22 protein-coding genes are annotated in these 22176 nt (G+C 60.9%); 11 read left to right on the forward strand and 11 right to left on the reverse strand.

The annotated features are described in order from the left end of the window. Positions 1-42: 42 nt before the first annotated feature. Positions 43-1305 (reverse strand): RsmB/NOP family class I SAM-dependent RNA methyltransferase, encoded by a 1263-nt coding sequence (locus KUV26_RS11250; RefSeq protein WP_222508407.1) that lies wholly within the window; start codon positions 1303-1305, stop codon positions 43-45. A gap of 77 nt (positions 1306-1382) precedes the next feature. Here KUV26_RS11250 and KUV26_RS11255 point away from each other — a divergent pair, with 77 nt between their 5' ends. Continuing rightward, the gene (locus KUV26_RS11255; RefSeq protein ID WP_222504237.1) at positions 1383-1574 is read left to right on the forward strand and encodes a DUF1674 domain-containing protein; all 192 of its coding nucleotides are present in this window, start codon (positions 1383-1385) and stop codon (positions 1572-1574) included. Positions 1575-1718: 144 nt separating this feature from the next. Here KUV26_RS11255 and dapB read toward each other — a convergent pair whose 3' ends face one another. Then, positions 1719-2528, reverse strand: a complete 810-nt coding sequence (gene dapB / locus KUV26_RS11260; protein ID WP_222504236.1) for a 4-hydroxy-tetrahydrodipicolinate reductase — start codon at positions 2526-2528, stop codon at positions 1719-1721. Positions 2529-2614: 86 nt separating this feature from the next. Between dapB and rbfA the strand changes: the two genes are divergently transcribed. Next, positions 2615-3010 (forward strand): 30S ribosome-binding factor RbfA, encoded by a 396-nt coding sequence (rbfA, locus tag KUV26_RS11265; RefSeq protein WP_019295139.1) that lies wholly within the window; start codon positions 2615-2617, stop codon positions 3008-3010. Beyond that, positions 3007-3756: a phosphodiester glycosidase family protein gene (locus KUV26_RS11270; protein WP_222508408.1), complete on the forward strand. Its 750-nt coding sequence runs from the start codon at positions 3007-3009 to the stop codon at positions 3754-3756. Before rbfA ends, KUV26_RS11270 begins: the two co-directional genes overlap by 4 nt. Positions 3757-3764: 8 nt before the next feature. Here KUV26_RS11270 and rarD read toward each other — a convergent pair whose 3' ends face one another. From rarD to KUV26_RS11300, 6 genes are all read right to left on the reverse strand, one after another. After that, positions 3765-4667: an EamA family transporter RarD gene (rarD, locus tag KUV26_RS11275; RefSeq protein WP_222508409.1), complete on the reverse strand. Its 903-nt coding sequence runs from the start codon at positions 4665-4667 to the stop codon at positions 3765-3767. 173 nt (positions 4668-4840) lie between these two features. Further along, positions 4841-6247: a chromosomal replication initiator protein DnaA gene (dnaA, locus tag KUV26_RS11280; RefSeq protein WP_222508410.1), complete on the reverse strand. Its 1407-nt coding sequence runs from the start codon at positions 6245-6247 to the stop codon at positions 4841-4843. 546 nt (positions 6248-6793) lie between these two features. Continuing rightward, complete coding sequence (gene rpsT / locus KUV26_RS11285) at positions 6794-7057, reverse strand: 30S ribosomal protein S20 (RefSeq protein WP_222504232.1); 264 nt, start codon at positions 7055-7057, stop codon at positions 6794-6796. A gap of 211 nt (positions 7058-7268) precedes the next feature. After that, positions 7269-8045, reverse strand: coding sequence for an enoyl-CoA hydratase (locus KUV26_RS11290; RefSeq protein ID WP_222504231.1), 777 nt, complete (start codon positions 8043-8045; stop codon positions 7269-7271). A 63-nt stretch (positions 8046-8108) separates the two neighbouring features. Next, positions 8109-8960, reverse strand: coding sequence for a bifunctional DNA-formamidopyrimidine glycosylase/DNA-(apurinic or apyrimidinic site) lyase (gene mutM, locus KUV26_RS11295; RefSeq protein WP_222508411.1), 852 nt, complete (start codon positions 8958-8960; stop codon positions 8109-8111). Beyond that, on the reverse strand, positions 8953-9567 hold the full coding sequence (locus KUV26_RS11300) for a hypothetical protein (RefSeq protein ID WP_222508412.1): 615 nt from the start codon (positions 9565-9567) through the stop codon (positions 8953-8955). Before KUV26_RS11300 ends, mutM begins: the two co-directional genes overlap by 8 nt. A gap of 86 nt (positions 9568-9653) precedes the next feature. Here KUV26_RS11300 and ubiE point away from each other — a divergent pair, with 86 nt between their 5' ends. The 5 genes from ubiE to KUV26_RS11325 all read left to right on the forward strand — a co-directional run bounded on the left by ubiE (position 9654) and on the right by KUV26_RS11325 (position 17290). Further along, the gene (gene ubiE / locus KUV26_RS11305) at positions 9654-10406 is read left to right on the forward strand and encodes a bifunctional demethylmenaquinone methyltransferase/2-methoxy-6-polyprenyl-1,4-benzoquinol methylase UbiE (protein WP_222508413.1); all 753 of its coding nucleotides are present in this window, start codon (positions 9654-9656) and stop codon (positions 10404-10406) included. 3 nt (positions 10407-10409) lie between these two features. Further along, the gene (gene ubiB, locus KUV26_RS11310) at positions 10410-11939 is read left to right on the forward strand and encodes a 2-polyprenylphenol 6-hydroxylase (protein ID WP_222508414.1); all 1530 of its coding nucleotides are present in this window, start codon (positions 10410-10412) and stop codon (positions 11937-11939) included. 321 nt (positions 11940-12260) lie between these two features. Continuing rightward, positions 12261-12650, forward strand: coding sequence for a response regulator (locus KUV26_RS11315; RefSeq protein WP_222508415.1), 390 nt, complete (start codon positions 12261-12263; stop codon positions 12648-12650). A gap of 80 nt (positions 12651-12730) precedes the next feature. Further along, positions 12731-16027, forward strand: a complete 3297-nt coding sequence (locus KUV26_RS11320; protein WP_222508416.1) for a chemotaxis protein CheB — start codon at positions 12731-12733, stop codon at positions 16025-16027. A gap of 114 nt (positions 16028-16141) precedes the next feature. Then, positions 16142-17290 carry a sensor histidine kinase gene (locus KUV26_RS11325; RefSeq protein WP_222508417.1) on the forward strand — a complete coding sequence of 383 codons (1149 nt, stop codon included), beginning with the start codon at positions 16142-16144 and terminating at the stop codon, positions 17288-17290. A 13-nt stretch (positions 17291-17303) separates the two neighbouring features. On the opposite strand, the gene KUV26_RS11330 is transcribed toward KUV26_RS11325, so the two are convergent. Together KUV26_RS11330 and KUV26_RS11335 are read right to left on the reverse strand one after the other, a co-directional pair. Beyond that, a complete protein-coding gene (locus KUV26_RS11330; protein WP_222504224.1) occupies positions 17304-17690 on the reverse strand; it encodes a response regulator in 387 nt (128 codons plus the stop codon). A gap of 262 nt (positions 17691-17952) precedes the next feature. Next, on the reverse strand, positions 17953-19128 hold the full coding sequence (locus KUV26_RS11335) for an acetyl-CoA C-acyltransferase family protein (RefSeq protein ID WP_222508418.1): 1176 nt from the start codon (positions 19126-19128) through the stop codon (positions 17953-17955). 198 nt (positions 19129-19326) lie between these two features. Here KUV26_RS11335 and KUV26_RS11340 point away from each other — a divergent pair, with 198 nt between their 5' ends. After that, on the forward strand, positions 19327-19893 hold the full coding sequence (locus KUV26_RS11340; protein ID WP_222504222.1) for a helix-turn-helix domain-containing protein: 567 nt from the start codon (positions 19327-19329) through the stop codon (positions 19891-19893). A gap of 245 nt (positions 19894-20138) precedes the next feature. Further along, on the forward strand, positions 20139-20345 hold the full coding sequence (locus KUV26_RS11345; protein ID WP_039184356.1) for a cold-shock protein: 207 nt from the start codon (positions 20139-20141) through the stop codon (positions 20343-20345). 65 nt (positions 20346-20410) lie between these two features. Here KUV26_RS11345 and KUV26_RS11350 read toward each other — a convergent pair whose 3' ends face one another. Further along, a complete protein-coding gene (locus KUV26_RS11350; protein ID WP_222508419.1) occupies positions 20411-20812 on the reverse strand; it encodes a VOC family protein in 402 nt (133 codons plus the stop codon). Between the two features lie 162 nt (positions 20813-20974). On the opposite strand from KUV26_RS11350, the gene KUV26_RS11355 reads away from it, so the two are divergent. After that, positions 20975-22162, forward strand: coding sequence for a glycine C-acetyltransferase (locus tag KUV26_RS11355; protein ID WP_222508420.1), 1188 nt, complete (start codon positions 20975-20977; stop codon positions 22160-22162). The last annotated feature ends 14 nt before the right edge of the window (positions 22163-22176 follow it).

Below are 22176 nucleotides of genomic sequence, written 5' to 3' on the forward strand. Positions count from 1 at the left end.
GCTGGGATCAAGTCACCGGCGAATGCCGGGGACACCCCGGTGTCACGCGGATTTGCGCAAAAGGGCCATGTAAAACCCGTCCATGCCGCCATCCGTTGCCCAGTAGTCCGGGCGCAGGCGCAAACCGCCCTCCTCGGTGATCCATGCCGGCTCTACACCCGGCAAGTTCAGCGCCTCGCGGTCTGCGGTCATGTCCGGGAACATGTCCAGAGCCTCCTCCACCTGGCATTCGCCTTCGTCCGGCAGAAGCGAGCAAGTGCAGAACATCAGCCGCCCGCCAGGTTTCACCAGTGACCAGGCATGCGCCAGCATTTGCGCCTGCAGTTCTATCAGCCCGCCGAATTCGCTGCCATCCTTGGCCTGAGGCAGGTCAGGATGGCGGCGGATGGTACCAGTGGCCGAACAGGGGGCATCCAGAAGCACAGCGTCATACTGGCCGGTCTGCTCCAGCGCATCGCCGGTAATCAGCTCCGCCTCCAGCCCGGTGCGCTCCAAGTTCTCCCTCAACCGCGCCACGCGGTTTTCCGATATATCAACGGCGGTCACTTTGGCACCGGCAGCGGCCATCTGCATGGTCTTGCCGCCGGGCGCGGCGCACAGTTCCAGCACCTGTTCGCCGGGCTGAACATTCAAGATTCGGGCAGGCAGAGCGGCGGCGGCATCCTGCACCCACCAGTCGCCCGCCTCAAAACCAGGCAGCGATGACACCTGCCCGGCAGCAGCGATCCGCACCGATCCGGTGGGGAGCAGAACGCCGCCAAGCGCGCTCAGATCCGCATCCGGTTTGCCGGTAACATCCAACGGGGCGCCGGCATAGTGCGCGGCTTCCATACCCAGCATCGCCTCAGCCCCCCAGGCCTGCACCAAGGGCTTCCTAAGCCAGTTCGGCAACCGGGGCGTGCGCAGTTTGGCCCATTCCGCGGGGCCTTCCTCAGCCACTTTGCGCAGCACCGCATTCACCAGCCCTTTCAGCTGGCCGTGACGCCGGTGCCTGGAAACGATGGCCACCATCGCATTCACAACCCCATGCGCCGCGCCGCCCGAGCACAGCTCAACCGTGCCCAGCCGTAGGGCGTTCATGACCGTCAGCGGCGGCGTTTTCTTCAGGTGTTTCTTCAACACCCGGTCAGCGCGCTCAAGGCTGCGCAGGGTTTCCGCCGCCAGCCGCTGCGCCCGGGCACGGTCTTCCGGTGCCAGCTTCTCCAGCGCCCCCGCGGCATAGCACTCCGCCAAGAGCCGCCCCTCTCCCAGCACCTGATCCAGCAGGTATACCGCGGTGCGGCGGGCGTGATTGGCATCGGACATCTGGCAACTCCTCAGGGCGCGGCTTGTTTGCGCGGGACAGGGGCGTATATCATGGGCGGAGCATAAAGGAACCCGCGATGAGCGAAGAGACCGCACCCGAACAGAATGACCTGCCGCCTGCTGCCCTGCGGGCCCTGGCCGAGGCTGAAGAACGCCGCAAGGCAGCACAGTCGCAGGAGCCGCGCGCCAGGGAGTTGGGCGGCCGCGACGGGCCCGACCCCGCGCGCTACGGAGATTGGGAGAAAAAAGGCATCGCCATCGATTTTTGAGCGACAGTCAGGGGGCGTTGCCCCCTCGCAGGAGCGGCCTGCTCACCCCCAGAGTATTTTTGACAAAGAAGAAAAGACCGTGCTTTTCAATTGCTTAAATACTCCCGCCGGAGGCAGCGGCCTGTGAGGGCCGCTTTCTGCGGTTCAAAGCCCCAGCACATCCACCATGTCATACTGGCCCGGGCCTTTGTCCTGCCCCCACAGCGCAGCTTTCAGCGCGCCGCGGGCAAATATGCCACGGTCGGTGGCCAGGTGGCGCAGCACGATCCGTTCCCCCGCGGCAGCAAACAGCACATCATGCTCGCCCACGATGTCACCGCCGCGGATGGCGGTGAATCCGATATCACCGCGCTTGCGGGCGCCGGTGATGCCGTCGCGGCCGGAATCGCGCACGTCCGCCAGTTTCACACCGCGGCCCTCGGCGGCTGCCTCCCCTAGCATCAAAGCGGTGCCGGAGGGCGCGTCCACCTTATGGTGGTGATGCGCCTCGATCACCTCGATATCGAAATCCTCGTCCAGCGCGGCGGCGACCTTCTTGGTCAGCTGCACCAGCAGGTTCACACCCAGGCTCATGTTGCCGGCGCGGACGATCACCGCATGGCGGGACGCCGGTTCCAGCTGGGCGATCTGCTCATCTGTCATGCCCGTGGTGCCGATCACATGCACCGCGCGGGCCTGCGCCGCCAGCTTGGAAAAGGCCAGTGTCGCCTCCGGCGCGGTGAAGTCGATCACGGCTTGCGCCTTGGAAAACGCTTCCAACGCATCCGCCGTCACGGTGACGCCTACCGGCTGGCCTCCCATCATCTCACCCACGTCGCGGCCGACCCAGGCGTGACCCTCACGTTCCACCGCGCCAACCAGTGTGGCCTTGTCGCTTTCCAGCACCGTCTTGATCAGCATCTGCCCCATGCGGCCCGATGCGCCGGTAATCACGATCCCTGGTTTGTGAGTCATTGGCCCATTTCCTTGTTCAAGCTGGTTTTCTCCTACAGTGCCGGGCAGCGCTTGGCAAAGCCTGCGATCCGGCTTAGATCGGAACTATGGCAAAGAACAAATTCCACGATGGCCCCGGCCCGTCCCAGCGCCAGCTTCGCGTCGGCGAACTGATCCGCCGCTCGCTCTCCGAAGTGCTGGCCCGCGGCGACGTGCATGACCCGGACCTGAACCGCATGTCGATCACTGTTGGCGAGGTGCGCACCTCTCCCGACCTGAAAATCGCCACCGCATTTGTACTGCCCCTGGGCGGTAAGGGGCAGGAGGACGTGCTGAAGCTGCTGGCCCGCAACAAGAGCGAACTGCGCCGCATGGTCGGCAAGAAACTGGGGCTGAAGTTCACCCCCGACCTGCGGTTCCGGCTGGACGAGACCTTCGACCAGATGGATGAAACCCGCCGGATGCTGAGCCAGGACGCGGTGCGCCGCGACGTTGAAGAGTGATCCGCAAGGCCGCCGCGTTTCTGGCAGCATTTTGGACAGCTCCAGCGGTCGGCGCGGTCGAATGCAGCGATGTGGCCTATGAGGGTAGCCGGTATACGATCTGCGAGGTCGACGCCGCCAGGGAGCAGCTGCAGCTGTTCCTGCGGGATGGCGATGGCCAGATATACGGGCATTTCTCTACCCTGGAAACCGCGGTGGCTGAGGACGGCAAATCGCTGATCTTTGCCACAAATGCCGGCATGTACCACAGAGACCGTTCGCCTGTCGGTCTTTACACCGATGAAAGCGGTGAAGAAATGCGGCTGGTGACCAATGCCGGACCCGGCAATTTCGGCCTGCTGCCCAATGGCGTCTTCTGCATCCGGGAAGGCCGGGCGGATGTGATAGAAACGCTGGCCTTTAAGGCTGCGGCGCCCGACTGCACCTATGCGACCCAGTCTGGCCCCATGCTGGTGATCGGAGGAGAGTTGCATCCGCGTTTCCTGCCGGATTCGGACAGTTTTTACATCCGTAACGGGGTCGGCACTTCGGCGGATGGCGCGCGCGCGGTGTTTGCAATCTCGCGAAATGCGGTCACCTTCCACAAGTTCGGCAGCCTGTTCCGCGACTACCTGGACCTGCCCCAAGCGCTTTACTTCGACGGCAATATTTCGCGCCTGCACGCGCCGCAACTGGGCCGCAGTGATGCCGGGTTTATGATGGGGCCGATTGTCGGCGTGGTCGAGGACACCCCGGCGGGCGAATAAGGCCGGTCTCAGCCAGGACGTTTGCGCATCTGGCGCACCATAGGAACAGTATAAATCACCAGCGCGGCCCAGATCATCGGGAACGCGATCATCCGGGCGCGGCCGAATTCCTCGCCGAAGAGAAGCACCGCCGCCAGCATAATCATCGTTGGCGCGATGTACTGCAAAATACCCATGGTCGACAGCCGCACCAGTTTGGCACCATTGGCATAGACAATCAGCGGCACCGCGGTGACCACACCGCACCCCAGCAGAAGCAAAGTGTCGGTGACAGAACTGCCAAAGCTGCTGGTGCCGGCGACCGTCAGGTAAGAGAAGTAACCCAGAGCAGGCGCCAAAAGAATCAGAACCTCCAGCAGAAACCCCTGATTGGGACCGATCGGAAGGGACTTTTTGAAAAAGGCGTAGAAACCCCAGGACAGGGTGAGGCCAATTGCCACCCAAGGCACGCGGCCGGCCTCCAGCGTCAGCACCAACACAGCAGCAGCAGCGAGGACAACAGCCGCCACCTGGGCCTTATTGAGGGGCTCGCGGAGTAAAAGGGCGCCAAGCGCGATGCTGAACAACGGGTTGATGTAATAACCCAGCGCCGCGTCCAGCGCCCGCCCGGCCGCAATAGACCAGACATAGATCCCCCAGTTGACCGAGATCAGCACCGCGGTGATGCAGGCCATGCCGAGCATCCGCGGGTTCTTCAGGGCAGCCTGTAAGTCCCTGGTCCGGCGCAAGACGATCAGCAAGGCACCCGCCACAGGCACTGACCAAATTACCCGGTGGACGACAATCTCAGCCGCTGGAATATGCGACAGCGCCTTCATGTACAGCGGCAGGAATCCCCAAAGCAGATAAGCGGTGACGGCAAAGGCCAGCCCGCGGGGCGTATCCAGATTTTCAGCGGATTGCGGTGTCATGCGGCGCTCCTGTTCAGGCCGCACTTATGGCTGATTTTGAAACGGATGGAACTTTGATTTCCGTGATTCCGGGTATCCAGCTGAGTTATGGGCCGATACCCGTCCCCTGCCTCACAAAAAACGGCTCCGGAAGCCGGAGCCGCAAGTCGTTCATATTGGGATGCAGGAGCGCCTCAGGCTTCCAGCGACCGGCGCAGCATCTCGACGTCTTCGGCAATCTGCCCGTCGGTCAGTTTAAGCTCCTCAATGCGCTTGACGCCGTGCATAACGGTGGTGTGGTCGCGCCCGCCGAAGCGGCGGCCGATCTCGGGAAGAGAGCGGCTGGTCAGTTGCTTGCACAGGTACATCGCCACCTGGCGCGGGCGCGCATAGGATCGCAGCCGCTTGGGACCGATGATGTCGGACATGCGGATGTTGTAATACTCGGACACCTTGCGCTGAATCTCCTCGACGGTGATCTTGCGCTCGGAGGCGCGCAGCACGTCCGCCAGGCAATCCTGGGTCAGATCCATATCGATTTCGCGGCCCACCAGAGAGGCAAAGGCGAACAGCCGGGTCAGCGCGCCTTCGAGCACGCGCACGTTGGTCGAGATGCGGTGCGCCAGGAATTCCAGAACACCGTCCGCGATACGCAGGTCCGGATAGGTCTCGCGCTGCTGCTGCACCTTTGTCTGCAGGATGCCCAGACGCAGTTCGTAGTCGGTCGGATGCAGGTCCACGACCAGGCCGCATTGCAGGCGGGATTTCACCCTGTCCTCCAGATCCTTGATCTCACCCGGCGCGCGGTCGGCGGAGATGATGATCTGCTTGTTCTGGTCCACCAGCGCATTGAAAGTGTGGAAGAATTCCTCCTGGGTGGAATCTTTGCCGGCGATGAACTGAACGTCATCCACCATCAGCACGTCGACTGAGCGGAACAGGTGTTTGAAATCCATCATCTTGCGCTCGCGCAGAGCTTGCACAAAGCGGTACATGAACTGTTCCGCGGACAGGTACAGCACATTCAAGGACGGGTTCTTTTCCTTCAGCTCCCAGGCGATGGCGTGCATCAAGTGGGTTTTACCAAGGCCCACACCGCCATACAGGACCAGCGGGTTAAAGGTGACAGGGCCGCCCTCGCCGACGCGGCGTGCAGCAGCATGAGCGAGTTCGTTCGGCTTGCCGACGACGAAGCTGTCAAAGGTGAAACGCGGATCCAGCGGCGCCGCTTGCAGTGCTTCCAGGGTGTCCTTGCCAGCTGAGGAGGCTGCGGTCGCAGGCGCAGCCATGACCGCTACCCCGCCGACAGCACCGCCATAAGTTTCCGCAGCTCCGGGCTCTGCCGGACGGGCCGGGCTGTTGGCAGCGACCCGGAAGGCCAGGCGCTGAACCTGCTCCCCGGACATCGACAACTCGTGCAGAATCAGGTCTGCAAAGTTCTGGCTGACATAGTTGCCCATGAAATTCGTCGGCACTTTGAAGACCGCGACACCGCCGTCCACCGCATCAAATTCCAGAGGTTCAATCCAGGTCGTGAAATTGTTCTGGCCGACCGTCTTCAACAGCCGGTTTCTGAGCTGTCCCCATTTTTCTTCTGTCATGCTGCGCCTCACGCATCCCCAAAAAGCAGCGGCCCATTTGCCGGGCCAGTTCTATTCTTACCCCCAGCCACCTGGGGGGCATTCACGCACAGGGATTTCATGTGCGGGCCAGCAGTGGCCGCATTACCCGTAGGTCTGACGTTCGATGGAAACAGCAAAAACGGCCGCCAAAAGCGGCAGATTCGCCGTTACGAACAGTATCGCACACAATTGAGACAAGGCTGCTGATCATAGCCGATACAGCAGTGGCTCCCGGCAAGTGAAGCGCACAAAATACGCACCGTGCCGAGCAACCTGGCAATCTTGATGCCCGTCAAGATTGCCGCGAGCAGCCTGTCCCCCCAGCGAGTGAATCGCTGTAACAGTGGTAGCAATTTGCGGGGGGCAGCGGCAACGAAACTATGATGTTGACTCTGCCTTTGGCGGCAAAGAATCTCCTTCGCCGGCTGTGCCCCGGCGAGGCTTCTCCAAAAAAACAAGGCGCTGCAATCTGCAGCGCCCTGTCGAATTCTCAACGGCCCGAGAGCCTGTTCAGCGGAGCGAATCTCAGCCCAGAGCCTTCACGCGTGCGGACAAGCGCGAGATTTTCCGGGAAGCGGTGTTTTTGTGATACACGCCTTTGGTGACGCCGCGCATCAGTTCGGGCTGAGCAGCGCGCAGAGCGACGGTCGCAGCTTCTTTGTCGCCGGAAGCGATGGCTTCTTCAACTTTACGCAGGAAGGTGCGGATGCGCGAACGACGGGCTTTGTTGACGGCAAAGCGCTTCTCGTTCTGACGTGCGCGCTTCTTGGCCTGGGGCGAATTTGCCATGGTGTCTGACCTTATCTCGGGTTCTGTTTCTATCGGACGCAATGCCAGCCAGCCCCGGGATCATTCACCGGTGTGATTCTAGCCTGAGCGGGCTGCACGCGCATGTATGAGGGCGGCATTTAGCCAACTCCGCATGGAAATGCAAGGGCGCCTGCCCCAAAAGCAAAGCAGCGGGCCATTCAGCCCGCTGCTCCTTAAACTGCCTAGCAGCTTACTTGTCGCGGAATTGCGCTTCACGCTTTTCCAGGAAGGCAGCCATGCCCTCCTTCTGGTCTTCGGTCGCGAACATCGAGTGGAATACACGGCGCTCGAACAGAATGCCTTCGCTCAGCGGCAGCTCATATGAGCGGTTCACCGCTTCCTTGACGGCCATCGCGGTCAGCAGCGATTTCTCGGCGATCTTCTGCGCTGCGGCGGTCGCTTCCTCGATCAGCTTCTTGGCGGGCACCACCCGAGACACCAGGCCTGCGCGTTCGGCTTCCTCGGCGTTCATGAAGCGGCCGGTCAGGTTCATGTCCATCGACTTGGACTTGCCCACGAACCGGGTCAGGCGCTGGGTGCCGCCGATGCCGGCCACAACGCCCAGGTTGATCTCCGGCTGGCCGAACTTGGCGGTTTCCGCGGCGATGATGAAATCGCACAGCATCGCCAGCTCGCAGCCGCCGCCCAGCGCGTAGCCGGCCACTGCCGCGATGACCGGCTTGCGGATCGCCGAGATACGGTCGTTGGCATCGGCAAACAGGTTGGTGGAGAACACCTCGGTAAAGCTCATCTCCGACATCTCCTTGATGTCGGCACCGGCAGCAAAGGCCTTTTCCGAGCCGGTCAGCACGATGCAGCGCACCTTGTCGCTGGCATCGGCCTCCTCCAGAGCATCGCAGAGCTCGCCAATCAGCTCCTTGTTGAGCGCGTTCATCGCCTCCGGGCGGTTCAGTTTAATAAGGCAAACGTGGTCCTGCACATCGACGTTGATCGTCTCGTAGGCCATGATTTCTCTTTCGGTTGTTCCGTTCAAATCCGAGTCCTTACCAAAAGCCCCCCCCTGATCAAGCTATCTTTGGCACTTTACACAGTAGAAGGAGGAGCGCCCGGATTGGGCGATTCTGGCAATTGACCCCGCGCAACCGTCGCGGCGGCAGGCCTCCCCCTCACGCCCGTAGACATCGAAAGAGTGCTGAAAATACCCAAGTTCACCAGAGGCTTGCCGGAAATCCTTGAGCGACGAGCCGCCCGCGCGGATGGCGTCCTGCAGCACTTGCCGGATGATCGGCACCAGCGCCGCCACCCGATGCGCGGCAATCTGCCCGGCCTTGCGGCGTGGCGAAATTCCCGCACGAAACAGCGCTTCGCAGACGTAGATGTTACCGAGGCCCGCGATGATTCCCTGATCCAGTAATGCGGATTTCACCGGCGTGTTCCGCCCCTTGAAGGCGGCCACCAGGTGATCCTCGTGAAAGTCATTGCCCAGAGGTTCCGGCCCCAGCACTGCCAGCAGCTTGTGGCTTTCGGCGGTTGCCGTCTCCAGCAGGTCCATCGCCCCGAACCGGCGCGGATCGTTGAAGGTGATGCGGGCGCCATTGTCCATGTCCAGCACCACATGGTCATGCTTCTCCGCCTGCGGGTGCTCATGCACGAACTGCCCCAGCGGATCTCCCGACACCGTCATACGGCCCGACATGCCGAGGTGAATCAGCAGCGTCTCATCCGTGTCGAGATCCGCCAGGATGTACTTCGACCGCCTTCTAAGCCCGTTGACCCGCGCTCCGGTCAGCCGCTCTGCCATCCGCTCCGGAAACGGCCAGCGCAGATCCGGGCGGTTCACCTGCGCCCGCGCGATCACCGCCCCCTCCATCGCAGGCGCCAAACCGCGTTTCACCGTTTCGACCTCGGGAAGTTCAGGCATCGTTCAGTTTTTCCTTTGCTAACGCCACCAGCTCATCACAGCCTTCCAAGAAGTAAGGAATGCAGGCCTTTCCTGTTTCTGAAAACATCAGATGCCACTCCATCCCTTCAGAGAAGTTGCTGACGGCCTCAACTTTGCTCCACTCATGCAGCCGAGGCCAACCCAATCTGTTTGGACAATCAAGGTACGCGCTGTTCCAGCGACAAACCCAAAACTGCGAAACAACTGTGTAGTAGAGCATAGCTACGCCAAAAGCGATCGCTCCGAACTGAAACAGCCCCTCCCAAAGTCCCCTTGGGAATCCGAACCCAATTACAATGAACAAAATACCAAGCGCACTGCCGCCCAAAAGCATGAAGATACGAAAGCCAATTTTAAATTTGGCTTCGCGGCTCCCTCTGCTTCCCTGTCGGCTTTGAGTCCGCCCCGCATCCATCCAAGTGAATAAGAAATTGCAGAGAGGAAATGCGATTAAGGGAATTGCCAAGAGAGTGGCCACCGGCTTGCCCCAACGAGGTATCACTCCCTGTCGCATCAGCAAGACCAGCCCAGTTACAGCAAGTACCCCAAACAGCAAAATAGCTATCGCCCAAAGCAGCCGCTTCATCCAAATCCCTTGCTTCCAAAAGGTCCAATTGTCTTCCCTGTCCAGCGCCCTATAAGAGGGGGCGGCATTCGCAGAGGCAAGGCCCCATGGCAGACACATCGCAGAACACCACCCATTTCGGTTTCGAAACTGTCCGCGAGGAGGAGAAGGCCGGCCGCGTGCAGGGGGTCTTCAACTCGGTCGCCTCGAAATACGACATCATGAACGACGTGATGAGCGTGGGCATTCACCGGGTCTGGAAGGACGCGATGATGGACTGGCTGGCACCGCGCCCGGGCCAGCGGCTCTTGGATGTGGCCGGCGGCACCGGCGACATTTCCTTCCGCTTCCTGAAACGCGCAGGCCACGGCCATTCCACCGTGCTGGACCTCACCCGCCCGATGCTGGAGGAAGGCCGCAAACGCGCCGAAGCCGAGCAGATGGCCGACAGCCTCGACTGGGTCACTGGCGACGCGATGAAGCTGCCGTTCAAGGACAACACCTTTGACGTCTACACCATCTCCTTCGGCATCCGGAACGTAACCCGCCCGCAAGAGGCCCTGAACGAGGCCTACCGGGTGCTGCGCCCGGGGGGACGCCTGATGGTGCTGGAATTCTCGCAGCTGCCGAATGACGGGCTGCAAAAGCTGTATGACCTCTATTCCTTCAACGTGATCCCGCGGATGGGGCAGATGATTGCGGGGGATTACGACAGCTACCAATACCTGGTGGAATCGATCCGCAACTTCCCGGATCAGGAGACCTTCCTGGGCATGGTGAAACAGGCGGGCTTCGGGAACGCCAAATACCGCAACCTGTCGATGGGCATCGCCTGCCTGCATTCCGGCTGGAAGATCTGACCCATGCGCGGCCCTCATAATATCCTGCGCCTGATCCGCACAGGCGCCACTTTCGAGCGCACCGGCGCCATGCATTCGGTGCTGGAGGCGTTCGAGGCGCCCAAACCCTTGCGCATGCTGGCCCGCACCCTGGGCTGGCCGTTCAAATGGCTGGGCTACAAGGGCGACCCGTCGATGCCGCCGGAGACCCGCGCGCTGAACGCGCTGGGGCCCGCCTATATCAAGTTCGGCCAGGTGCTTTCGACCCGTCCGGACGTGGTGGGCAAGGATCTGGCCAACCAACTGCGGGTGCTGCAGGACAAGCTGCCGCCGTTCTCCCGCGCCCAGGCGCTGGCCGAGGTGGAAAAGGAGCTGGGCCGTCCGGTCTCCGAAATCTTCTCGGACTTCAGCGACCCGATCGCCGCCGCCTCTATCGCCCAAGTGCACCGTGCAACGCTGGCGGAAACCGGCGAGGAAGTTGCCGTTAAGGTGCTGCGCCCTGGGATCGAGCGCGCCTTCAACAGGGACGTGGACGCCTTCTACTTTGCCGCCCGCATCGTGGATCTGTTTGCCCCCGGCGCGCGGCGGCTGAAGCCAATGGACGTGATAGAACATTTCGACGGTGTCGTGCAGGGCGAGCTGGACCTGAGACTGGAAAGCGCCGCGGCTTCGGAATTTGCCGCGAATACCGCCAACGACGAAGGCTTCCAACTGCCGGAAATCCGCTGGGCCTATTCCGCCCGCCGGGTGATGACCATGGGATGGGCGGATGGCATCCCGCTGGGTGACAACGACGCGCTGGATGCGGCAGGCCACGACCGCAAGCTGCTGGCCAACAGGGTGCTGTCACTGTTTTTACGCCACGCGCTGCGCGATGGCTTCTTTCACGCCGACATGCACCAGGGCAACCTCAAGGTCGCGGCCAACGGCGACATCATCGCATATGACTTCGGCATCATGGGCCACATCGACGAATACACCCGCCGGGTTTACGCCGAAATCCTCTACGGCTTCATCAAGCGCGACTACAAACGCGTCGCCGAGGTGCATTTCGAGGCTGGCTATGTGCCTGCCAACCGCGACGTTGACGAATTCGCCCGCGCCCTTCGCGCGGTGGGCGAGCCGATCTTCGGCATGGACGCCTCGCAAATTTCCATGGGCCGCCTGCTGAACTACCTGTTCGAGGTCACGGAGCGCTTCGGCATGGAAACCCGCACCGAACTGATTCTGCTGCAGCGCACCATGGTGGTAGTCGAGGGCGTCGCCCGCTCGCTGGATCCGCATATCAACATCTGGGAAGCCGCCCGGCCGGTGGTCGAAGACTACATCAAGAAATCCATCGGTCCGCGTGCTGTCGTTACCGACCTGCTGGATACCGCCAAAGTGATGGCCCGCTTTGGCCCCCGCCTGCCTGCTTTGGTGGAGCAGGCGCTGATCGCGCAAGCCGCGCAAAACAGCGTGCGGCCCCGCAATCCCCGCAGCTGGGTCACACCCGCCCTGTTGGGTGCAGCGGGCGCCACCACTGTTTTCGGCGTCATCACCTTGCTGGTGTGAGCAAAGAAACCCCACTTCCCGGCCGCTGCCCCCATCCGCCTGCGGAAATAACCGGGCGCGTGTCTGGCCGCACCGCTGCCTTGCCAGCACCCCGCACGAAAATCATGCCGAAAACTCGCATAAGATGTTTTTCTGGCAATTCGCACACGTTGACCGCAAGTTGAAACGCCAGCATTATGGCGGCGGGGCTTCGGCTAGGAATTCCGCTGAAAAATGGAATTCTACAGGTTTATTTCGGAGTTCCCCCCAACACCCCTGAAGCCACACCGTGGCCGGAGGCCTGTCACTGGCCGTAACCGCAGCAAAAAACGGAACCAGTCGATGAACAACCCGCGCAAAGTTCTGCTCGTCGAAAATGACGAATTCACACGGTACATGATGAGCGAGATCATCACGGCCCTGGGCGTGGAGGTAGGCATCGCTGAAGACGGTCAAACCGGCATCGACATGCTCTGCCGCGCGCCCCATGAGTATGGGCTGGTGCTGATGGATCTGCACATGCCCCGGGTTTCCGGGATAGAAGCCGCACGGCAAATCCGGGAGGTCCCGATGGATCCCCCCAGAAAAGTTCCGATCATCGCGGTCACAGCAGATTCAAGGTATCACGACGACGCTGCCGTCAAGGAATTGGGTATGGACGGCTATGCGCCCAAGCCGGTGACGCCGGGCCAGCTGCTGCAGCTGATCGACAAATTCTGCGCAGCTGCATAGAGCCGTGGCGCCCTGCGCAAAGGGCGCAGGTACAAGGTATCATTTTTGAGCAAGCAATTTGACAATACGATTGAAGACGAATGGAAGATATGGATCAGCAAGTGAGTGCCGGAACTCCTGAAGCCTCGCCGGGAATGGATGAATCTCTGGCTGGTTCTGACCGCGGCAGTCTCCATGTCGTCGGAATCGCCGCCTCTGCCGGCGGCTTGGAGGCGCTGTCACATCTGGCGCGGAATCTCCCGCGTTCGGCCAATGCCATCTATGTGATTGCACAGCATATGTCACCGACTCACAAAAGCGTGCTGACTTCCCTGATTGCCCGCGAAACAATGCTGCCCGTTGTGGAACTGGGCCGGGAGACGGAACCAGAGGCCGGCACTATTTACATCACCCCGCCGGACACCGACGTGGTGCTGGAAGACGGCGTTTTGCGCCTTCGCAATCCCGCCGGGCATCCGGCCTCACCCAAACCGTCGGCAGACCGGCTGCTCAAAAGCATTGCCGAAGAATGCGGTGAACGCTGTGTCGGCATTGTGCTTTCCGGTACCGGAAGCGACGGCAGCTATGGTGTGCAGGCAATCCGGGAAGGCGGCGGCATTACCATTGCCCAGGAGCCCGGCTCGGCAAAATACGACGGCATGCCTGCCTCAGCAATTGAAACCGGCTGCATCGATATGATCCTGACACCGGAGCAAATTGGCCGCCATTTCGAGAAAATCCTGACCCGGCCGCACAATCTGGCCCTTCTGCGTCCGCACACGGATGGCCAGGGCAAGCTCAGCGAATTGTTCGGGATTCTTCTCGCCCGGACCCAAGTTGACTTCGCCAACTACAAGGAGAACACCCTAAACCGCCGGGTTGCCCGCCGGATGACAGCATTGGCCATAGATGACTATCAAACCTACGTGGATTACTGCCGGTCGAACGTCGATGAAGTCGATGCCCTGCACCGTGACCTGCTGATTTCTGTCACCCGCTTCTTCCGCGACCCGGAACAGTTCCGCAAGCTGAATGAACAACTTGAAAGGCAGCTGGCAAATCACGGGTCCGGCCCGCTGCGCATCTGGGTTGTGGGCTGCGCCACTGGCGAGGAGGCTTATTCCATTGCCATCCTGGTTGCAGAGCTGCTCGGCGGGCTGCAGGCCCTGACCAAAAGCAGCGTCCAGATTTTCGCTACGGACATCGACCAGAATGCCATCGAAGTCGCGCGCAAGGGGATCTACCCGATATCAGCCGCGCAGGATATACCGGCAAGCTATTTGCAAAAGTATTTTACCGTTGGCGAGAACGACATCGCAGTACGGCAGGAACTGCGCAATGTCACGCTGTTCTCACGCCACAACGTGATTCAGGATCCGCCCTTCATCAACGTCAACCTGATCACCATCCGCAACGTGCTGATCTATTTCAATCTGGCTCTGCAGGAGCGCGTGCTGACGCGGCTTCATTACTCCATGGCGCCAGGCGGCCTGCTGTTCCTGGGCACATCCGAAACCGTTGGTGAAATGGGTATCTATTTCGAAGCCCGCCACGGTGCGGACAAAATCTTTGGCAAGCGCCGCGGAATGTCCGGGGAACTCACTGTCACTCCGGCGGTGCCAAGCGCGTCCTACCTGCAATCGCGCAAATTGACGAACTCCGCGGCTCAGGCGGCCACGGAGGAAGCGGCACAGGCCGATTTGTCGCTGGCCCGCTCCGTTGCCCCGAATGGCCTGATCTGCACCCGGAATGGCAACATCATCGAAATTCTCGGGGACATCAGCGTATACAGCGAAATCCGGGCCGGGATGTCGACATCGCTAAACGTCAAAATTCTGATCGAGCCGCTGCGCAGCGAAGCCGCCAGCCTGATCGCCGTAGCCATCCGCAATGAAGCGCGCCGGGACGGGCGCTGGCACAAACTTTCGCTGCCGACGGGCAACCGCGTTCAATTGCAGGCTTTTCCCTTCTATCACCAAAAGGGTGGTGAGGCCCATTGCCTGCTGGCAATCAACAGCCGGTTCGAAGAGCACAAAGAAATCAGTCTGGATGAAATTTCCGACCAGGATCAGCGCGATTATGTCGAGCGCATGGAACTGGAGATCCGGTCTACCCAGGAAGCTCTGCAGCAGACCATCGAGGAACTGCAAACCGCCAACGAAGAACTGCAATCCTCCAACGAGGAGCTGCAATCCACCAACGAGGAATTCCAGGCCACCAATGAGGAATTGGAAACTTCGAACGAGGAACTGCAGTCCTCCAACGAAGAGCTGCTGACCGTAAACGAAGAATTGCAGATCAGCTCAGCCGAGCGCCAGGCGCTGGCATCTGAGATGGAAGCGATGCTCGCGTCCTCCCCCTATGCGGTGGCCCTGGCTGACCAGGCGCTGATCATCCGGCGCCTCTCGCGCGCGGCCCAAGATGTTTTCGGCATTGCTGAACTGCCCCCGACCGGGCTGCACCTCAGCCAATGCAATCTGCCTGCCGGATTTCCAGCCCTGGCTCCGCTCGCGAATACCGTATTGCGGCTGCAGGAAACCCGTCGCATCCCGGTCCTGTCCGGCAACGATTATTTCACTTTGATTCTGTCTCCGGTTCAGGATCGCCACCACAAACTGATCGGAATCTCCATCACCGTAACACGGTTTGACAACGAACCCTTCAGCGATGTCCTGAAGCTGGTCAGTAAAGTCACCAGCGTCGGCTTCTGGACTCAGAACCTGCAAAGCAACGACACCTATCTCTCTCCCGAAGCCCATGCCATTCTCGGAATCGAGAAAGCTGAAGAGGGATTAACCCTCGACGGTCTGCTGGCACGGGCCCACCCGGAGGATCGCATCGGTCTGCAATCGCGTCTGCAAGAGCTTTTAAAAGGCGGCGGCTCGTTTGAGTTTGAGGCACGTTTCTTTGACGATACCGGCGGAACTCTCACCATCGCTGGAAGCCTGATCGTGTTTCAGGATTCCCACGGTGAGAATATCCAGTTGATCGGCGTATGCTGGGACAAGGCCAAATTCGACGAACGCGAGCTGATGCTCAGCTGCAGCGCTGCAGTCCAGAACCACCTTTCGGTTGGCATCTTCTCTTTTGACGTGATGAATAATGTGCCGGTCTGGACCCCGCCGATGTTCAGCCTTCTGGGGTATACGCAGGGAAAGGATGTTCCGTCGGTGGAAAGGCTGCTGGAGCGGATTCATCCAGAGGACCGGGATCTTGCTAAGAACGGCCTGCAAAACGTGCTGACGCGGGGGCACCCCTTTCATTCCTCTATGCGGTTGCAAACCCGCGATGACAGCTACGCTAAGGGGGAGCTGTTTGCAGAGGCCCGCCAGGATGCAGCAGGCCGGACAACCCATGTCTTCGGAGGTATTCAACTGTACCGGCACGAGCCGGAGTAAGCGCAGCATGTGCTGTTGCCAGACACCTGTCGGGCTGCTGAGCCCTGAACCGGCTATTTCGAGTCCTGTCTGCTCCTCTCAACATGCCCGTTTGGCCACAGCGGGTTCTTTTTCATGACGCCATCGCCGCCAGCTGAAAACGGCCTGGAGGCTGAACTTCTGGGGAACGCCTTCCTGGCGTCGCCTTATGCGTCATTTATCCTTGACTGGAATGGCCGGATCCTGGTCTGCAACCGGCGGGCCGAACGCAGCTTTGCGCCAGGGAGAACGCCCGGTGGGAACACACTGCACGGAACCTGCATCAGTACCCTGACCCGGCTGGAACCGGATCATGTGCTTGCCCGTCTGAGAAGAGGAACGACGCAGGGCTCCACAACCCTTCCCATGGCTGCTGGCATCCGATCAGTTGCATCCCAGGACACCGAGTTCCGCGTTTCATTACTTCCCTCCGGCACCCATGGCGAACGCCTGATCTTGCTGACTCAAGACCAGCTTCGAATCACGGCAGCATCGCTTCGGCAGATGAATGATATGCGCAGCAGCCTGAAGGCTGAAGTGCGCGGCGCCAAGGAAGCCAACCTGAAACTGCAGGAAACCTTGCTGTCGATGGAAGCCTTTGCCCGTGCCGCGTCGCATGATTTGCGCACACCGCTCAGCACCCTGACCGGGGCCCTCCACTACTTCTCGGAACATTATGCCGCCTCATTACCTGAAACAGCCCGCGAGTTCCTGCAGCACATGGCCCGGGCCACCGACCAGATGGACCGGCTGACAACGGAACTGCTGGAACATTCTGTGTCGATTTCCACGAGGATAAACATACAGGAAATCTCTGCACAGGACGCGGTATCGGAGGCCTGTACGAGCCTGAGCCAAAATTTGCAGGCCTGCGGGGGCAATATCCGGATCACCGGCGGTGGTTTCCGGCTTCATGCTGACCCCGCCCTACTGCACCTGGTTCTGACTAACCTGCTATCCAACTCCATAAAATACCGTCACCCGGAACGGCCTCTGGAGATCACCATCAGAATGGCGGGCGCAGGACGGGACAAATGGCAACTGTCAGTGGCGGACAACGGCACCGGTTTCGCCCCAGAAGACCGGCACCTAATACTGCAGCCCTTTCACCGCGCGCACCCTGAAATCGAGGGCAGCGGCATCGGTCTGTCGACCTGTGCCGAAATTTGCCGCCGCCACAACTGGAACTTCACTGCCGACGCCGAACCTGAAGAGGGAGCGGTTTTTACTATTTCCTTTGGTTGAACCGCTGTCCGGATCAGCTGGCTTCTGCGGTGACGCTCTGCCCGGTTACATAGTCGACCATGCTCACTAGGTCGGCCAGATTGACCGGCTTGTGCAGTACCCAGCGGATGTTGCGGCTCAGGCCGAACAGTTCTCCGCCGGTGAACAGGCGGCTGCCAGTGATGTAAACCACCGGAATCTCAGGGCGCATGAGGGCTGCGTAATCAGCCACCGGCAACGACATCTCTTCTCCGATCTTGAGGTCAAGGATCATAATTCCCGAAGAGATGTCTGAAAGCGCAGCAATCGCTTCGGCGCAACTGGCGACAGCAGTGACATCATACCCTGCATCCTGCAGGGCCATTTTGAACGTGAATCGGACGCCACTGTCATCTTCCAGAAGCAAAACCTTAGCCGTCATATGGCCCCCTTGCTGACCTAGAGGTTGCAATGAACACAAGCACGGCCTCACACTTTCACGCTTGTCTCCTGAACCCCGAAGAAGCTGCCCCGTGAGCAGCTACCCTAAGAACCAGATCGTCACCTATGATTCCTGCCAATCAATAATCTCTACTTTGAATTGTAAGTATTGTATATAAAAGCTTCGTAAGTTGTGCGTGAAACCTGTGCTTGCTCTGGACACACACGGGGCTGCCGGACCGGCAGCCCCGTGCAGCTTTCCGTCACATCCGCTCTATCGCCAGCGCGATGCCCTGGCCGCCGCCGATGCACATGGTGATCAGCCCCTTCGACCCTCCGGTACGCTCCAGCTCATACAGCGTTTTCAAGGTGATAATGGCACCGGTTGCCCCCACCGGATGGCCCAGCGCAATTGCTCCGCCATTGGGGTTTACCTTGGCGGGATCCAGGCCCAGCTCCTTGTTCACCGCCAGCGCTTGCGAGGCAAAGGCCTCGTTCGACTCGATCACATCGAAGTCACTGGCAGACAACCCTGTTTTCTCCAACAGGTTGCGCACCGCAGGCACCGGGCCGATGCCCATCACCTCAGGCCGCACCCCGGCATGGGCATAGCCCAGAATCCGCGCTTTGGGTTTCAGTCCTGCACGCTCTGCAGCGGCGGCGGTGGCCAGTACCATGGCCGCGGCGCCGTCGTTGATTCCGCTGGCATTTCCGGCAGTTACCCGGCCGTCCTTCTGGAACACAGCCCGCAGTCCCGCTAGCGCCTCGGGCGTGGTGGCCTTCGGGTGCTCGTCCACTTCAAACGGCACCATGTCGCGCTTCACCTTCACCTCTACGGGCGTGATCTGGGACTTGAAATGGCCCGCCTCAATCGCCGCCGCGGCGCGAGTCTGGCTGTTGAGGGCAAACTCGTCCATCTGTTCGCGGGTGATGCCATGCTCATCAGCGACATTCTCGGCCGTCACCCCCATATGGCCGGTGCCGAACGGGCAGTTCAGCGCGCCCAGCATCATGTCGAGCGATTTCACATCGCCCATCTTGGCACCCCAGCGGCTTTTCTGAAGGATATAGGGGCTGCGCGACATGTTCTCGGCGCCGCCGGCCAGCGCAAATTCCGCATCGCCCAAGGCAAGAGACTGATAAGCGGAGACAATTGCCTGCACACCGGAACCGCAAAGCCGATTCACGTTCATCGCCGGCACCACCTCCGGGACACCTGCCTGCATTGCTGCAACCCGGCTTAGGTACATGTCGCGGGGTTCGGTGTTGATGATGTGGCCGAAAACCACATGGCCGATCTGTCCGCCCTCCACCCCGGAGCGTTCCAGCGCCGCCTTGGACACGGCGGCGGCCAGGTCAATGGGCGCGGTATCGGCCAACGCGCCGCCAAAGGTGCCGATGGCGGTGCGGGCGCCGTCCAGGATCACGATGTCTGTCATTGGTTCTTCTCCTCAACTCCTGCGTTGGTGCTATTATGCGCCCGCAGCATGAACCTGTCTGCCGGGACGTGCCGTCATGGAAACGCGGCGTCACTCCCCGTGTCCTTAATGTACACCCGCTGTGAACCGCAGCGGCGCAGCATCTGCATTCTACCGGATCAATTGACAAACGCCGCCCATCGGCGCAGAGAATCCGTCATGACGGAAAACACTGACGATATCCTGACCCTGCTGCCCGCCCGCCTGAAGGAGGCGCGCCGCGCCCAGGGCCTGAGCCTTGAGGCGGTGGCGAACCTGTCGGGCGTCAGCCGGTCGATGGTGAGCCAGATCGAGCGCGGCGAAAGCTCCCCCACCATCGCGACGCTGTGGAACCTGACGCGGGCCCTGCAGGTAGATTTTGCCGGGCTGCTGGAAGCCGGCGACATGCAGGACCGGATCGAGGTGCTGCGCGCTGCTGACGTCCCCAAGATCGAGAACATGGGCCAGGGCTGCCGCATCCGCATCCTGTCACCGCCGGAAGAAGCCGGCGGGCATGAGGTCTATGACATCCGGTTTGATCAGGGAGGCGCATTGGTCAGCCAGCCCCACACCCGCGGCGCGGTGGAGCAGCTGACGGTGCTGGAAGGCGAGATCGCGGTCAGCTCCGGCAACGCCAAAGACCAGCTGCAGGCCGGCGACACCGCCCGCTATGCCGCCGATGTGGCCCATTCGATCACCGCACCCGAGGGGCCTGCGCGGGTGTTTTTGATTGTGAAGAATGCGTAGTCCAAATCCGCTCCATCTGTACTGCTAGTGCCTGGCGGCACTTGTTGGCAGGAAATCCCCTCCCTGGGCCTTTTATGCACATTTCCCTTGAACGACTCGGGGGTCCGGCCCATATGTGGACCGCTAACGTTATTCTTGTCGATCCACTGTCTCCCGTTTTTGCGGCGTTACCAGTCTCTCGATCCAGACCGACTACGCCAGGCTGCCGCACTTCCGCGGGCAGCAACAAACAGGAGACTACGGATATGGCCACCGGCACCGTAAAATGGTTCAACACCACTAAAGGCTACGGCTTCATCGCGCCCGAGGGCGGCAGCAAAGATGTGTTCGTGCACATTTCCGCTGTTGAGCGTTCCGGCCTGACCGGCCTCGCCGACAACCAGAAAGTCACCTTCGACATCGAGCCCGGCCGTGACGGCCGCGAGTCGGCGGTGAACCTGGAACTGGCATAAGCCAGACAGCTTTGCTGATTGGAAGCGCGGTCTCCGGAAGGGGGCCGCGTTTTCTTTTTGGGCGGTCAGCCCTTGCTCTTCTCATCCCAGAGCTTCGGCTCCCACAACTCCACCTTGTTGCCTTCCGGGTCCATGATCCAGGCAAAGCGGCCGTTCTCGTGGGCCTCTGGCCCCTTGAGGATCGGAATGCCGGCGTCTGTGAGCTGCGCGATCATCCCGTCCATATCGTCGACCCGGTAGTTGATCATGAATCTGGCGGTGCTGGGGGCGAACCAGCTGCCGTTCGGGTCGGCGGTGCCCCAGACGGTCAGGCCGCCGTCCTCAGCCGTGTCTTCCTGCCAATTCAGAACCGCACCGCCGAACTCTTGCAGGTCCAGTCCCAGATGATCGCGGTACCACTCTGCCAGTGCCTTGGCATCGCCGCGTGCCTTGATGAATACCCCGCCGATTCCTGTGACCCTAGCCATTCCGTGCCCTTCCCTGTTTCCTGGGCAGATAGTCCGGATTGGCGGATTTCCACCCACACATTCCAGTTTCACGGATTTTTTTCCGCAATCCTGAAATCCTGTATTCCGGAAACGCATCCGCTATGATAGACACGCGACTCGAGACACCAAGGGAGTTTGCGCATGTCCACTGCTTTTCTGACCGACATCTCCAACACGCTGGCCCAGATCGAGGCCGAGGGGCTGTACAAGCGCGAGCGAATGATCACCTCCCCGCAGGGGGGCGAGATCACGGTTGGCGGGCGCGAAGTGATCAACCTGTGCGCCAACAACTATCTGGGTCTGGCCGACCACCCCGCCCTGATCAAGGCTGCAAAAGACGCGATGGAGCCGAAAGGGTTCGGCATGGCCTCTGTCCGGTTCATCTGCGGCACCCAGGACATTCATCGGGAGCTGGAGCAGCGGCTGGCGAATTTCCTCGGCAAGGATGACGCGATCCTGTTTGCGGCCTGTTTCGACGCCAACGGCGGGCTGTTCGAGCCGCTCTTGGGGCCGGAGGATGCCATCATCTCCGACAGTCTGAACCATGCCTCGATCATCGACGGCATCCGGCTGTGCAAGGCCAAGCGCTACCGCTACCTGAACAGCGACATGAACGATCTGGAGGCCTGGCTGAAACAGGCCCGCGAGGACGGCGCGCGGCATATCATGATTGCCACCGACGGCGTGTTCTCGATGGACGGTTATCTGGCCAAGCTGCCGGAGATCCGGGCGCTGGCGGACAAATACGATGCCATCGTGATGGTGGATGACTGCCACGCCACCGGTTTCATGGGGGCGACGGGCGCCGGCACGCCGGAGCATTTCGGGGTGGACGTGGATATCGTCACCGGGACATTGGGCAAAGCACTTGGGGGGGCCATCGGCGGTTATATCGCCGGGCCGCAGCCAGTGATCGACCTGCTGCGGCAGCGGGCGCGGCCCTATCTGTTCTCCAATTCGCTGCCGCCATCGATTGTTGCTGCCGGGCTGGAGGCGATCCGGCTGGTTGAGGAAGGGGACGGCCTGCGGGCGCAGCTGTTCGAGAATGCGAAATACTGGCGCGCGGGGCTGGAAAAGCTAGGTTTTGACCTGCTGCCGGGTGAGCATCCGATCATCCCGGTGATGCTGGGCGAGGCGCAGCTGGCGCAGGATATGGCGGCGCGTCTGTTCGATGAGGGCGTCTATGTCTCCGGCTTCTTCTTCCCGGTTGTGCCGCGCGGTCAGGCGCGGATCCGCACCCAGATGAATGCGGCGCTGACGCGGGAGGAGCTGGATCGGGCGCTGGCCGCCTTTGCCAAGGTGGGCAAGGAATTGGGAATTGTGTCATGAGCCGTCCGAACACG

Origin of the sequence: Leisingera daeponensis, from assembly GCF_019801465.1 — a bacterium.
In the GTDB taxonomy this organism is placed as follows: domain Bacteria; phylum Pseudomonadota; class Alphaproteobacteria; order Rhodobacterales; family Rhodobacteraceae; genus Leisingera; species Leisingera daeponensis_A.